Source organism: Commensalibacter sp. ESL0382 (assembly GCF_009725775.1).
GTDB classification, from domain to species: domain Bacteria; phylum Pseudomonadota; class Alphaproteobacteria; order Acetobacterales; family Acetobacteraceae; genus Commensalibacter; species Commensalibacter melissae.
The window spans coordinates 327464-341341 of the sequence record NZ_WNII01000011.1 but is presented as its reverse complement, the minus strand read 5'-3'; the positions used below and the strand labels follow the sequence as shown (position 1 = coordinate 341341).

Annotated in this window: 11 protein-coding genes and 1 tRNA gene; 8 read left to right on the top strand and 4 right to left on the bottom strand. The window is 35.9% G+C overall.

Annotation, left to right across the window (positions count from 1 at the left end; genetic code table 11):
• The first annotated feature begins 29 nt into the window (after positions 1 to 29).
• Positions 30 to 1388, top strand: coding sequence for a tRNA 5-hydroxyuridine modification protein YegQ (gene yegQ / locus GM552_RS05790; RefSeq protein WP_155565656.1), 1359 nt, complete (start codon positions 30 to 32; stop codon positions 1386 to 1388).
• 159 nt (positions 1389 to 1547) lie between these two features.
• Here the strand turns inward: yegQ and GM552_RS05785 are convergent, their stop codons facing one another.
• Both GM552_RS05785 and recG read right to left on the bottom strand, forming a co-directional pair.
• The gene (locus tag GM552_RS05785; RefSeq protein ID WP_196424858.1) at positions 1548 to 2549 is read right to left on the bottom strand and encodes a DUF563 domain-containing protein; all 1002 of its coding nucleotides are present in this window, start codon (positions 2547 to 2549) and stop codon (positions 1548 to 1550) included.
• 383 nt (positions 2550 to 2932) lie between these two features.
• Entirely contained in the window at positions 2933 to 5047 is a 2115-nt protein-coding gene (recG, locus tag GM552_RS05780; RefSeq protein WP_155565654.1) for an ATP-dependent DNA helicase RecG, read from the bottom strand.
• 63 nt (positions 5048 to 5110) lie between these two features.
• Here recG and GM552_RS05775 point away from each other — a divergent pair, with 63 nt between their 5' ends.
• From GM552_RS05775 to GM552_RS05755, 5 genes are all read left to right on the top strand, one after another.
• Complete coding sequence (locus GM552_RS05775) at positions 5111 to 5407, top strand: succinate dehydrogenase assembly factor 2 (RefSeq protein WP_110438242.1); 297 nt, start codon at positions 5111 to 5113, stop codon at positions 5405 to 5407.
• Between the two features lie 11 nt (positions 5408 to 5418).
• Complete coding sequence (gene mfd, locus GM552_RS05770) at positions 5419 to 8889, top strand: transcription-repair coupling factor (protein ID WP_155565653.1); 3471 nt, start codon at positions 5419 to 5421, stop codon at positions 8887 to 8889.
• A 189-nt stretch (positions 8890 to 9078) separates the two neighbouring features.
• Positions 9079 to 9966, top strand: coding sequence for a LysR family transcriptional regulator (locus tag GM552_RS05765; RefSeq protein ID WP_155565652.1), 888 nt, complete (start codon positions 9079 to 9081; stop codon positions 9964 to 9966).
• Between the two features lie 107 nt (positions 9967 to 10073).
• Positions 10074 to 10550, top strand: coding sequence for a hypothetical protein (locus GM552_RS05760; protein ID WP_155565651.1), 477 nt, complete (start codon positions 10074 to 10076; stop codon positions 10548 to 10550).
• Positions 10551 to 10565: 15 nt separating this feature from the next.
• Positions 10566 to 11021, top strand: coding sequence for a DUF805 domain-containing protein (locus GM552_RS05755; RefSeq protein WP_155565650.1), 456 nt, complete (start codon positions 10566 to 10568; stop codon positions 11019 to 11021).
• Positions 11022 to 11040: 19 nt separating this feature from the next.
• Here the strand turns inward: GM552_RS05755 and GM552_RS05750 are convergent, their stop codons facing one another.
• Positions 11041 to 11994, bottom strand: coding sequence for a hypothetical protein (locus GM552_RS05750; RefSeq protein WP_155565649.1), 954 nt, complete (start codon positions 11992 to 11994; stop codon positions 11041 to 11043).
• 144 nt (positions 11995 to 12138) lie between these two features.
• Between GM552_RS05750 and GM552_RS05745 the strand changes: the two genes are divergently transcribed.
• Complete coding sequence (locus GM552_RS05745; RefSeq protein ID WP_155565648.1) at positions 12139 to 13113, top strand: bile acid:sodium symporter family protein; 975 nt, start codon at positions 12139 to 12141, stop codon at positions 13111 to 13113.
• A gap of 185 nt (positions 13114 to 13298) precedes the next feature.
• A tRNA-Ser gene (locus tag GM552_RS05740) sits at positions 13299 to 13389 on the top strand.
• Positions 13390 to 13433: 44 nt separating this feature from the next.
• Here GM552_RS05740 and GM552_RS05735 read toward each other — a convergent pair.
• The gene (locus GM552_RS05735) at positions 13434 to 13877 is read right to left on the bottom strand and encodes a GNAT family N-acetyltransferase (protein WP_155565647.1); all 444 of its coding nucleotides are present in this window, start codon (positions 13875 to 13877) and stop codon (positions 13434 to 13436) included.
• Position 13878: the final 1 nt, after the last annotated feature.

Below are 13878 nucleotides of genomic sequence, written 5' to 3'. Positions count from 1 at the left end.
TTTTTGTTTCATTAAAGTTTTACCTTGTTATGCGTCAATCTTTGAAAACAGAACTTTTAAGTCCAGCTGGCACGTTAAAGGCCATGCGATATGCATTCGCATACGGTGCAGACGCGGTCTATGCAGGACAGCCACGTTACAGTCTGCGAGTTCGCAATAATGAATTCAATCACCAAAATCTTAAAATCGGTATTGATGAGGCACATGCTCAAGGAAAATCTTTCTATGTGGTGGTTAATATTGCACCTCACAATGCAAAGTTAAAGACATTTATCAAAGATTTGGAGCCTGTTGTCACCATGGGACCTGATGCTTTGATCATGTCTGACCCTGGACTAATTATGATGGTGAGGCAACATTTTCCTCAAATGCCCATACATTTATCCGTTCAGGCCAATGCTGTTAATTGGGCCACGGTTAAATTTTGGAAAGAGATGGGATTAACACGGGTTATCTTGTCACGTGAGCTTTCCCTCAAGGAAATTGAAGAAATTCATCAACATGTTCCAGATATCGAATTGGAGGTATTTGTGCATGGGGCCCTTTGCATGGCTTATTCAGGTCGGTGTCTATTGTCGGGATATATTAATCACCGTGATGCCAATCAGGGAACATGTACAAACTCTTGTCGCTGGAAATATGATGTTGAAGAGGCAACTGAAAATGAATTGGGAGAAATTGTCAATAAAAACCAATCTGAAACATGTTGTAAATCTGATGATGTTCCACCAACCTTGGGTGAAGGGGAGACAACGGATAAAGTTTTCATTCTGCGCGAAGAAAAACGCCCTGATGAGGAGATGACAGCCTTTGAGGATGAACATGGCACTTATATCATGAATTCAAAGGATCTGAGAGCAATCCAGCATGTTGAAAAGTTGGTTAATATTGGTGTTTATTCCCTTAAAATTGAAGGGAGAACAAAATCTCATTATTATTGTGCCCGTACTGCTCAAATATATCGCAAGGCAATTGACGATGCCTTGGCAGGTCGGCCATTTGATATGAACTTGATGACAAGTTTGGAATCCCTGGCTCATCGTGGATATACTGAAGGTTTTTTACGTCGACATAAACATAATGAATATCAAAATTATGAAACAGGTTCATCAATTTCGGTGAAACAGCAATTTGCTGGTGAATTCACTGGTAATTTCAGGGATGATCTTGCCGAAATCGCGGTTAAAAACCGTTTTGAAATTGGTGATCAACTAGAAATAATGACTCCTGGCGGAAATGTTAGCTTTACTTTAGAAAAAATGGAAAACACGAAAGGGGAAGCCATTAAAATCGCCCCAGGAAATAGTCATATTGTCTACATTCTTGTCCAGAAAAATCTTTCTCTCGAATATGCGTTGCTTATGCGATATTTGAAAACTGAATCATAATTGAGAATATTGGGTTTATTAATCATTGGGGGGATTTATTAAACTGCGGAAAAGATTTTTCCTAAAGGGTGAACTGTTAAAATATTATAATATTTTTTAATTTACCTTATCTTGATTTTTGTTTGTTAATATTGCATTTAATGATCAGATGAAGGAATTCTAATTTATCAATTGATTTATCGCACTGAATAAATCATTTTCTGTTAAAGGTTGATCACTTAAATTTATGCAACCATAACGTTGCTTTTTAACTGCGGTAAGAAGATAGAAACAATTACGCAGATGATTTTGGTTATCCAGTTTTCTATTTAACTCCAATAGAGCTGTATCTTTTTTTGCAAAGACCATATTTGCTAAAGCTGCACCATGAGGGGCGATAATCAGATCAGCCTGACGAAAAAGATTGACTTGTGCAGCAAAATCCATGTTTTCAAGAAACACTTTTTCAATTGATTTCTCATTCAAAACTTTATCAATAATACGTTGTTCATCAAAACTAATTCGAGGATTTGGATGATGTTCCCTTGAAATGTAAAAACGTTTGGGTAATGAAGTATTGACAGGGGGCTGGATTGTATCGAATAAGGTATAAATTTCATCAAATGTTAGATATAATTCCGGCATCAGGGGTTTATGCCAGAAGAAATGCAGATTTTTTACAGGGTAAATACCATAATTCATAAAAGTGGCACGATTAATCAATCCACTATATTCAAGGCTTTGAACATAAGTTGTTGGGGAGAAAGCACATTGCCGATTGTTGAATAGGCTATGTTCAGATGGTAAGGCAAGAATTGTATCAGGTGGCAATATGGAATTGGCTAATTGTGTTTTGGAGATTCCATACAATAACCAATGATAATAATTAAAGCAAGCAGCGTCAAAACCCACAAAAACATTATCTAAACTGGACTTTTGTTCAATGTCTGGAAATAAAAAGCCAGAATGATTTTCACTGGGTGGCAATTGTTGTTTTATTAAAAAACAAGAAGGTTCATCAACGATATATCCTTCGGATGTTACGATTACTCCGTCCAGTCCCGGGAAAACGATAAAATATGCGTTTTTAAGGGTAAATAGAGTCAAATACGTAAGAGGTAAAGTTATTTGATCATTTTTTTTAGGATTTGATCTTACGTTATAATAAGACAACCCTCGCATGAAATCCCTTTTACCTGTTATAGTATTAAAATTTTTGGGAAGAGATAAAATGGCAGGGGATGAAATACAAATTTTTTTTTGCTTTGATATTTTTTCAAATGAACGGAAATCTTGTTTTAAAATTAAATTATTTGAAATCATTATATGAAACTTTAATTTTTTTGAAATAAATGAAAATATAAAAAAGAGAAAGGAAATATTTGTCAATATGTTATAACATTATTGATTTGTGGCAAATTAAATATGAAATTATTTCAATAATTGAAAAATAAATTTATGTTAATTTAATTATCTTAAAATGATGTTTCCTCAGATTTTTTGAATTACAAATTATAATTTATTGAAAATTGTTTTGTTGCATTACTGTGATGCTATTCTGGAAATCATCCTGCTTTGATAAGGTTTTGAATATTATTTTTTTCAAATAACATGAGTAAAACTTGTATTGACGTTTTTTCATCAATAGAGGCTTGAGTTTCTTTGTTATACCAGTATTCAGCAGCTTTCCAGGCTGTATTAATCCAATGATCCAACATGATTTCATTGACCATTTTAAAATTGGGTAAACCGGATTGTCTACGACCTGTTACCTCTCCGCCGCCTCGTATCCTGAAATCCTCATCAGCTATCAGGAAGCCATTCTCTGTGTCGCGTATGAGGGATAATCTTTTTTTTGCTATATAACTAATTTTATCATCATGTAAAAGAAGACAGTATGACTGTTTTTCTCCTCTTCCAACACGCCCACGTAATTGATGCAATTGTGCAAGACCAAAACGTTCTGCATGTTCAATAACCATGATATTAGCATTGGGAATATTGACGCCAACCTCGATAACTGTGGTGGCAACTAGTATTTTGGTTTTATTCTGTGCAAATTTATTAAGTTCAGCTTGTCTTTCGCCGGTATCTTGTTGGCCATGCGTTAAGCCTACATTCTCGATACCAAAATAATGCTGTAGGCTCATGTAACGATTTTTGACTGCAGCCAGATCCATAACCTCGCTTTCTTCAACTAGAGGACAGACCCAGAATATTTGACAACCTTGTTGAATGGCTCTTTTGATACCTTCCAAAATTTTATCAATTTTGCTTAATGCATGCAGCGTGGTATGGATAGGTTTCCGATTTGCAGGTTTTTCTGTAAGGCGACTAACCTGCAATTCTCCCCATCTTGTCAGTAAAAGGGTTCTTGGAATAGGGGTTGCTGTCATTACAAGTGTATCTGTATTTTCCCCCTTTTCCCCCAGTCTAATGCGTTGTTCAACACCGAAACGATGTTGTTCGTCAATAATGACAAGCGCCAGGTTATGAAAAACAACTTGTTCCTGAAACAAGGCATGTGTACCGATAGCAATTTTTGTTTTTCCGGTTTTAATTTTATCGAGGGTTTCCTTGCGAGCTATTCCTTTTATGGAACTGCTTAAAAATGAAATTTCAACAGGAGCAAGTTTCATAAAGGTTTCATAATGTTGTCTGGCAAGAATTTCAGTGGGTGCCATAATAACACTTTGGAATCCCGCTTCAACAGCCTGTAAGGCGGCCATTATAGCAATAATGGTTTTACCGGAACCGACATCTCCCTGTAATAATCTTAGCATGCGATAAGGGCGTTCCATATCTGTCTGAATTTCTTTGAATGCCTGTCTTTGGGAAAATGTCAGTGAATATCCGAATTTTTGTAAAGCGTGGAAAATAAGATGATTATCACCAATCAGGGATTTTCCTGTGGTTAACTGATTTGTATGTTTTATTTTTGTAATGGCTAATTGTTCCGCGAATAACTCATCAAATGCCAAACGGGAACGTGCCCGACTTTCAACAGCTTCATAGGTTTGATTTTCAAAAAAAGTGGGGAAATCTCCTGGAAAATGTAGCAAATGAAGCGCTTCTTTAAAACTTGGCCAATGGTGTTGATGTAAAAGGGAAGGATTGATCCATTCGGGCAATTCGGGACATAGGTTTAATGCCAGGCGTAAAGCTTTTGAAAGATTTTTTGGGAAAAGGCCTGCTGTTAAGGGCCATACAGGTTCAATTAATGGAATGGCCTGTTGGTTATATATAGGTTCAATATAATGTGGATTGGTTATAATCAGTTTGTTATTTTTATTTTCTAAAAGACCTGAAACAACAAATATTGTATCAAGGGTCAGTTTTTTCGCTTGCCAAGATGAAAAAAATATCATTTCAGCTTTAGTACTGCCATCGTTAACAAATATACGCCAGGGTTGTTTATGATGACGGGGTTTTTCAATATGGGTAATTTCTATTTGAAGTGTAACTATTTTTCCAGGGATTGCATTTTGCAATTTGGGGCGATATCGTCGGTCAATTATTGAAGTGGGCAAATGAAAGAGTAAATCAATAATTCGCTCACCACCAATTGCATGGGTCATTAACTTGCTCAATTTCGGACCTATACCTTTAAGACTGGATAAGGGGGACAATATAGGTTTTATGGAAAGATAAAGGGAAGGTGGAATAGAGGGGGGACTCATGATTATTTTGGTTATGAGAGTGTAGAATTGTTTAAATTTAGATATCAGTATAGGATATGTTAAATGGTAGAGCAAAAAGAAAATATAAGTTCACTTGAGGCACGAAAACGCAGACTGATTTATCGTGCAACTCATAGAGGGACCTTCGAGGCTGACTTAATCATCGGTCAGTTTGCGATGATGAATGTACCAGCAATGACAATTATTGAAATTGAGGATTTTGAAAAAATAATGGAATTGGCTGATACAGATCTGATGTTATGGTTGACAGGTTTCGAGCCTTACCCAAAAAAAATTGAGAGTCCTGTTTTTCTTTCGCTATATCATTTTGCTCAACAAAATAAACCGAATAAACATTAAGGAGAAATCGCATGGGGGGAGCCTCAAAAAAGCAATTTAAAAATTTTTTGCCGATATGGGGAGCTCCCGAGGGATATGATGCCTTTTTATTAAGTAAAATTGCTCAGGAATGTTATCAAAAAGATAACCATGTTCTGGTTCATGTCGCACGGAATGATATAGATATGAACCGGTTGGCTGATTTACTCTATTATATCGCACCTCAATTAAATGTTTTGAATTTTCCTGCCTGGGATTGTTTGCCTTATGACCGTGTATCCCCGAACAAGGCAATAACCTCGGAACAGGTAGCAACATTGACGCAATTACTTGAACCCTTGACCGGGCCAAGGATCATATTGACGACAATACCCGCACTGTTACAAAAAATAGCACCCAGATCAGTCTTTGCAGGACGTGCTCTGACCCTTAAACAGGGTGAAAGTCTGGATCAGGAATTTTTAGTCGAACTTCTTGTTGCGCAGGGATACAATCGTACGGATACAGTTATGGAACCGGGTGAATTTGCCTTGAGGGGTAGTTTATTTGATATTTTCCTGGCTGGGGAAGAAGAGCCTGTCCGCTTGGATTTATTCGGAGATGAGATAGATTCAATTCGCTGTTTTGATCCGATTACGCAACGTTCAACTCGGAAAGTTACGGAACTTGTTTTAAGACCTACCGCAGTTTATTCTCTGGATGAGGAAAGCATATCAAGGTTTCGTACGAAATGGCGAGAACTGTTTGGTCAGGGATCAATGAGTGATCCAATTTATGAAGCCGTTTCGGAAGGCCGAATGGTTCAAGGACTTGAACATTGGTTACCTCTTTTTCATGATAAGATGGAAACGTTTTTTGATTATGTTTCTGATGTTAAACTGTCTTTTTCATATCAGGCCGAGGAGGCATTGCAACCAAGACTGGAAATGATTGCTGATCATTATGAAGCCCGCAAACAGCCAGTAAGAAATGACGAAGTTGTATATCGTCCCTTACCACCTGATTTGCTATATCTTACTCAATCTGAGTGGAATCATATAGTCACGCGATATAAAGGGGTGTATTTTTATCCTTTTGCAATGCCTGACGGATCTAGTGGAATGGATGCAGGGGGAAGGCCAGGTATAGTTTTTGCTAAAAGTAATCTGACAGTCGAAGCCGATAATGTTTTTGATATGTTCAAGTCAAGATTCAGGGAATGGTATTCATCTGGACGGAAAACATTGGTTGCCGGCTGGACAAACGGATCAAGAGAGCGCATCGCTACATTATTGAAAGAACACAAAATCGCCGTTCAGAAACTGGAAGGGTGGCAAGAAGTTAAAAATTTCAGGGAAGCTTCTGTTGGATTATTGACTTTTGGTTTGGATCGCGGATTTGTTGCCGATGATTTCATTCTTGTTTCTGAAGCCGACTTGTTAGGGGAAAGAATTTCACGTCCACATAGAAAACGGAAAAAAGCCGAGCAGTTCATTTCAGAAGCTTCTGAAATTAGCGAGGGAGATCTTATTGTACATCAGGAATATGGAATTGGTCGTTATCAAGGACTGGTTAATCTGGAAATCGGTGCTGCGCCACACGATTGTCTGGCACTTGTTTATCATGGTGATGAAAAATTATTCTTACCTATCGAAAATATTGAGTTATTGAGCCGTTATGGATCTGATCAAACGGGTGTGGCTCTGGATAAACTGGGAAGTCCTGCATGGCAAAAACGTAAAGCCACAATGAAGGCTCGTATTCGGGACATGGCTGGTGAGTTATTGAAAACAGCTGCGGCCCGCTTGATGCAGGAAGCGACGATCGAGACCCCTCCTGAAGGATTGTGGGAGGAGTTCTGTGCACGGTTTCCCTTTATTGAAACGGATGATCAGGCAAGGGCTGTTGCTGATATTATTCAGGATCTTGCTTCCGGACGTCCCATGGATCGTTTGATTTGTGGTGATGTTGGTTTTGGTAAGACAGAAGTGGCATTACGTGCCACTTTTATTGTGGCCATGAATGGAGGCCAGGTGGCGGTTGTGGTACCGACAACCCTATTGGCACGTCAACATTATCAAACCTTTGTGAAACGTTTTGAGGGATTTCCGGTAAAAATTGCCCAACTTTCCAGAATGGTGACATCAAAAAATGCGGCACAGATCAAAAAGGAATTGGCAGATGGCAATGTCAATATAGTGATTGGTACACATGCTTTACTAGCCAAGACGATTAAGTTTGCAAATTTGGGTATGCTTATTATAGATGAAGAACAGCATTTTGGTGTTGCGCACAAAGAGAAATTGAAAACCTTGCGTGAAGATATTCATGTATTGACATTATCTGCCACCCCATTACCAAGGACGTTGCAATTATCATTGACTGGAATGCGAGAGATAAGTCTAATCGCAACGCCTCCAATTGATCGTTTGGCTGTTAGAACTTTTATTATGCCCTTTGATCGTATCGTTATTCGAGAGGCTATTCAAAGGGAGCGATTCAGAGGGGGGCAAATATTCTGTGTTGCACCGCGTGTTCAGGATCTGCAAAACCTGCAAGATCAACTTTTGGATATAGTTCCCGATTTACGGTTGGTACAAGCTCATGGGCGGTTATCCCCTACAGAACTTGAACGGGTGATGACTGAATTCAATGAAGGTAAATATGATGTATTGCTTTCGACCAATATTGTTGAAAGTGGACTGGACATGCCAACTGTCAATACACTGATAATCTATAAGGCTGATCATTTTGGATTAGGTCAGTTATATCAATTGAGAGGTCGTGTGGGACGGGGAAAACAGCGTGGATATGCGTATTTGACATGGCCACAGCATCATTTTCTTTCCAAGAATTCTGAAAAGCGACTGGAAATAATGCAGTCACTGGATAATCTTGGGGCAGGATTCACTTTGGCATCTCACGATCTGGATTTGAGAGGGGCGGGTAATCTGCTGGGAGAAGAACAGTCTGGTCATATTCGGGAAGTTGGCGTTGAGCTATACCAGAAGATGCTTGAAGAAACAGTGGCAAGCCTCCGTGCAGAAAAAAATAATCAGTTATTGGAAAATCAGGATTGGACACCCAATATCACTTTGGGATTACCTGTTCTGATCCCGGAAACCTATGTGACGGATCTATCAGTAAGATTGGGTTTATATCGACGAATAGGCAATCTGGAAAATCATGATGATATTGAAGCCATGCAAGTTGAATTGATAGATCGTTTTGGGACCTTGCCTGAAGAAGTAAGCAATCTGCTTCATGTAATGAAACTGAAAAAACTTTGTAAAAAAGTTGGTGTTAATCGCATTGAGGCTGGACCGAAAGGGGTTGTTGTTCAGTTTTTTAACAATCAATTCAAAAATCCTGAAGGATTAGTACAATGGATAGCCGGTATTAAAGATCAGTCTGTGAGATTGCGTCCTGATGGTAAATTGATATATTTGCGAGAAACCCCGTTTGCAAAACGGATTCAGCGTTGTCAATTTTTATTAAGCAAGCTTGTTGAAATTCACCGATAATAAAACGTCATTTCCTAAATTAAGTAGACTGAATTTAGCTAGAAATGACATTTTGAAGCATTCATGAATTTATTTATTAATAAGACATAATTTATTAAAATCATTGAATATTTTTTAATCCAATGATAATGTTACGTAATTTAAATGTTTTTTTAAGAAATAAATAAAGTTAAGTAGAGAAATTAGATTATGTTGCAAAAAAATGTCAATGATCTTTTGGTTTTTTTAACAATTGCTAAAGAAAGAAGTTTTACAAAGGCAGCATCAAAATTAGGTGTATCCCAATCCGCATTAAGTCATACCATGCGAAATCTTGAAAAAAATCTGGATGTGCAATTATTATCCCGTACTACACGAAGTGTAGAGCCAACCAAGCTTGGTGAGATTTTATTGAAAAATATTGCGCCGAGATTAGAGGAAATTGTTGAAGAGCTTGGCAAGATTATTGATTTGAAAAAAAGGCCTTTTGGAAATATCAATCTTTTAACAGATGAACATGCTGCAAACTTTGTTGTATGGCCTCATTTGCGAAATTTTTTGCGACATTATCCTGATATAAAATTTAATGTAGAGGTTTCCTCCAATCTTCAAAAAGAAATTCATGGAAAATATGATGCAAAAATAAGCCTTGGTGAAGTTGTAGACAAAGATTTCTTATCAATAAAAATTAGCGCACCTGTCCAAATAGCGGTTGTCGCGTCACCATTATATTTACAAGATAAAAAAATTCCAAAAACGCCGCATGATTTGCTCAAACATCAATCTATAAATTACTTTCTTTCTTTTATGCAAAATCAGTATGATTGGGAATTTGTTGTAAAGGGTAATACACAAGTAATTCATATGGAAGGTCAATTTTCTTGTAATACCCTAACCCAGGTCATACAGGCCACACTGGATGGTTTTGGTTTTGCCTATATTCCCTTGAAAGAGGTTTATCACGCCATTCAGCAAAAACATCTTGTACATGTTTTATCTGAATACTGTCCCTCTTTTTCAGGATATTATCTGAGATACCCCAATCGAAACAATTTTACACAGGCATTTTCTTTGCTATTGCAAAGTTTTGAACATTAAATTTCGCTATTTATATTATTACCTTGCAAATTATAATTGCACTTTTATTTTTTTCAAATTAAATTGATGTAAAAAATATACATATTAATTAATTCAAGAGAAACAAGATGTCAGATTTAATTTTGGCGCGGGCTTTACATGTATTGGCAATTGTAATTTGGATAGGTGGGGTATGTATGGTGACAACGGTTCTTCTACCAACCATTCGTAAGAATTTTTCATCCAGCGAACGATTGTCTATATTTCATCGTATTGAAAGCCGTTTTGCTACACAGGCTCGTTTTACAACTTTGATAGCCGGATTATCCGGGTTTTACATGGTATGGCGAATGCAAATATGGAATCGATTTGAGCATATAGAATTTTGGTGGATGCATGCCATGTTTTTGGTGTGGTTAATCTTTACAACCATGTTATTTGTAATTGAACCCTTTATACTCAATAAAAAATTAGGGAATAGTGGCCAGCAACAACCCGATAAGGTATATGTTAAGGTTCAGAGATTACACTGGTTTTTATTAACCATCAGTTTCATTGCAATCATTGGTGCAGTCATGGGAAGCCATGGTTTCGCTTTTTTTTGAGAAATAAATAAAATAATGAAGATGCATAATATTCGATTGGGTCGGGTGATTTCAATTTTTATATCGAATTGGTGGGATGCTATACTTCATTATTTTTATTTCAGTGGCAGGACAAGCAGATCAGGTTTTTGGTGTTTTGCAGTTTTAAATAGTCTAATTCTATATTTTTTATTTTGTATAGATGAATATTTTCATTTGATTTACAGAGTGACTTTTCATTATTATTATTGTGATATCCATCTATTTTTTTTAATATATTTTTTATTAACGATCTTTCCATCATTTGTACTGTTCATACGTCGCCTGCATGATCTTAATTTGTCAGGTTGGTGGGTTTTGTTGATGATTATTCCCTTACCCTATCTATACCTCAATTTTTTAATTCAGATTATTTTTCTTGTTATAGCAAGTTTTCCCGGTTCAGAAAATAATCAGTATGGTATCAAACCCATTAATCAGGTTACTGTTTAATTCATATTCTTTGTTTAAATTACCATACGGGAATGGGAACATTATTAACCTTGAACAGATTTCCCTGCCAGTTTATATCCCATTCAAGATTATTGTTTCCGACAGAACGTCCAGCAAATTTAGCTAAAATCAATGCTGTCTTTAGATTATTTATACGGGTAGAACCACTATTTGCAATCAATTTTTCCATATTGCTTACAGTGATTTTACCTTTTGCCGATTGGAAGTTAAGCTCTCGGTCAACTAAAGCGTTTCCATACGCAGTAATATGGGTTAAATTGTTCTGCATCATTAAGTTATTGATTTTTAATGGTAATGACAGGTCATAAAATTTATCCTCATTATTGCCACTCGCGGCGGCTAAAATTAGGGGATAATATTTTGAAGGGGTATTCAGATTCAAAATGCCTTCTCGTGGAAGGAAAAGGTTTGATTTTTGAGAGGGGTTTATTTCATTCAGACCTGAAAAAAACAGTTTCAAATTTACATTGTCAGCGATATTTTGAACTTGCAACCGTATTTCATCAGCTTTGTAGGCATTGTTTAAATTTTTTATTAAAATGTTTCGCCATATAATGGTAAGTTGTTCGTTTTGTTTAAGTTGTTTTAATATAGGTGTAATAGAATCAGTATAGTAATTTTTGTTACAGGAATTGATTTGATATTTCAGAAATACGGTCAACAATCCGGTCGATGTGATATTGGTAACTCTTTGCAACTGATCTTTGGACAAGGTTTTACCGCTCTGGTTTACCATTAACTGTTTGCTATTCAGGAAAACATTGGAATTATCCGGAATTTTGACAGTATAATTAGTAACTTGTAAAGAATTGATATGATGATCAACAGTGTCTGATGATATATTTGAACAGTATGAATGCCAAGTTACAGAAGCGAAAGCTACTGCATTATTAAATAGTGAATAAATAAGCATCAGCACGAAAAAAGGCAAAGACTTTAAAAATATACTCATAACCATAGAAACATTTTTCATTTTCAAAAAAGAATTAAACTATATCGATATTAAGAAAGATATTAAAGGGTTATTTACAAAAGATTGAAAATTATAATAGTTGGATAATGATTTGGATCAAAACTAAAAGATTAAGGATTTTCAATGCCGAAATATCTGGACCCGTTTTTAATTTTACTATTAATGACCGTTGCAATAGCAAGCTTTTTTCCATGTCACGGTTCGGGTGTTCTTTTTTTTAACAATCTGGCTGTAATAGCCATTGCTCTTATGTTTTTTTTGCAAGGTGCAAGGTTATCTCGTCAAGCGGTTATTGAGGGTATTTTTCACTGGAGATTACATTTACTAATTTTTGCATGTACGTTTGTCATTTTTCCTATACTGGGATTAGGCTTGCATTATTTATTCCCTAAAATGTTATTGCCTGACTTATGGATGGGCATTCTTTTTTTATGCTGTTTACCATCTACAGTACAATCGTCAATTGCATTTACATCAATCGCAAAAGGAAATGTGCCAGCTGCAATATGTTCAGCTACTGCCTCAAATATTCTGGGAATTTTCATAACTCCTTTTTTGGTTGGATCAATATTTTCAAATCATCATCAGGCTATTTTTTCAAGAGATAATCTTAACATAGTTTACCAATTGTTATTACCCTTTATCATGGGACAGATCCTGCAGCCGTGGATAAGGGAATGGGCATTAAAAAATTCCCGTCTTTTATCCTGTTCTGATCGTGGGTCAATCCTGATCGTTGTTTATACAGCTTTTAGTCAGGCAGTGAATATAGGTTTATGGTACAAATTATCCTTGTATCAGTTTATGAAACTGATTTTAATTGACGTGGTTTTACTAGATTCAATTTTAATAATTTCTTTTTTGCTATCGAAACTTTTTAAATTTTGTTGGCAGGACCAAATCAGCATTGTATTTTGTGGATCAAAAAAATCTCTAGCTTCCGGGGTTCCAATTGCAAACGTGTTATTGCCTCCCTCAATGGTGGGAATGATAATATTGCCTTTAATGATTTTTCATCAAATTCAGCTATTTGTAATTGCGATCATTGCCCAATATTGTAATAAAATATCCGATAAAAAGAAGGTTTATAAGACATAATCAAGAAATACCTGATATGTTTGTCACTCTATCAAAGATTTGACGATTTAATGTTTTATTTTATTATTAATCTAAACAAATTAATCTTATAATGATATTTTATTTTTAAAATCAGTTTTATTAATAAAAGTAAAAAAAATGCTTGCCAAATCCACGTTAAATCATATATGAAGTTTTCATAAGTCGGAGAGGTGGCCGAGTGGTTTAAGGCAGCGGTCTTGAAAACCGCCGTGCGTGAATAGCGTACCGTGGGTTCGAATCCCACCTTCTCCGCCATTCAATAAATTTTTATCCTGTATAGTTGTATATCTTTAGAATAATTATTCAATTGAATTATATTTAAAATTAAAATCTTTCAATGCGATTTGCATTGGAATAAATGGTATATTTTTTTTAATGAATTTTTTTCCAGACAAATAAAAATCAAATTTTTTATAAAATTCAACCGCGGTTATTCTTGCATTCAGCGTCACAAATTCAATTTTCTTTTGTTTCAGATCATTAAGAACAGTTGTGAAAAGTTTTGTCCCAATACCTTTTCTTTGAAAAGAGGGGGAAGTTGCAAATTTACGAATTTGATAATTGTTTTGCAATTTTGGATAAATGGAAAAACAGCTGACAACCTGGTTATCAAGAATATATCCAACATGTTTTGAATATTGATCTTCTGGGTCAATACATTCCTCCACTGTTAATGAAGGCCATAAGACTTTCTGTCTGAGAGGAAGACAATCTTCAAGAGAAATTGGTTTAATGTTTTTCATG

Bases quoted from the DNA above. Each gene is read 5' to 3' on its own strand.
- yegQ (WP_155565656.1), top strand. From the start codon at position 30: ATGCGTCAATCTTTGAAAACAGAACTTTTAAGTCCAGCTGGCACGTTA.
- GM552_RS05785 (WP_196424858.1), bottom strand. From the start codon at position 2,549: ATGCGAGGGTTGTCTTATTATAACGTAAGATCAAATCCTAAAAAAAAT.
- recG (WP_155565654.1), bottom strand. From the start codon at position 5,047: ATGAGTCCCCCCTCTATTCCACCTTCCCTTTATCTTTCCATAAAACCT.
- GM552_RS05775 (WP_110438242.1), top strand. From the start codon at position 5,111: ATGGTAGAGCAAAAAGAAAATATAAGTTCACTTGAGGCACGAAAACGC.
- mfd (WP_155565653.1), top strand. From the start codon at position 5,419: ATGGGGGGAGCCTCAAAAAAGCAATTTAAAAATTTTTTGCCGATATGG.
- GM552_RS05765 (WP_155565652.1), top strand. From the start codon at position 9,079: ATGTTGCAAAAAAATGTCAATGATCTTTTGGTTTTTTTAACAATTGCT.
- GM552_RS05760 (WP_155565651.1), top strand. From the start codon at position 10,074: ATGTCAGATTTAATTTTGGCGCGGGCTTTACATGTATTGGCAATTGTA.
- GM552_RS05755 (WP_155565650.1), top strand. From the start codon at position 10,566: ATGAAGATGCATAATATTCGATTGGGTCGGGTGATTTCAATTTTTATA.
- GM552_RS05750 (WP_155565649.1), bottom strand. From the start codon at position 11,994: ATGAGTATATTTTTAAAGTCTTTGCCTTTTTTCGTGCTGATGCTTATT.
- GM552_RS05745 (WP_155565648.1), top strand. From the start codon at position 12,139: ATGCCGAAATATCTGGACCCGTTTTTAATTTTACTATTAATGACCGTT.
- GM552_RS05735 (WP_155565647.1), bottom strand. From the start codon at position 13,877: ATGAAAAACATTAAACCAATTTCTCTTGAAGATTGTCTTCCTCTCAGA.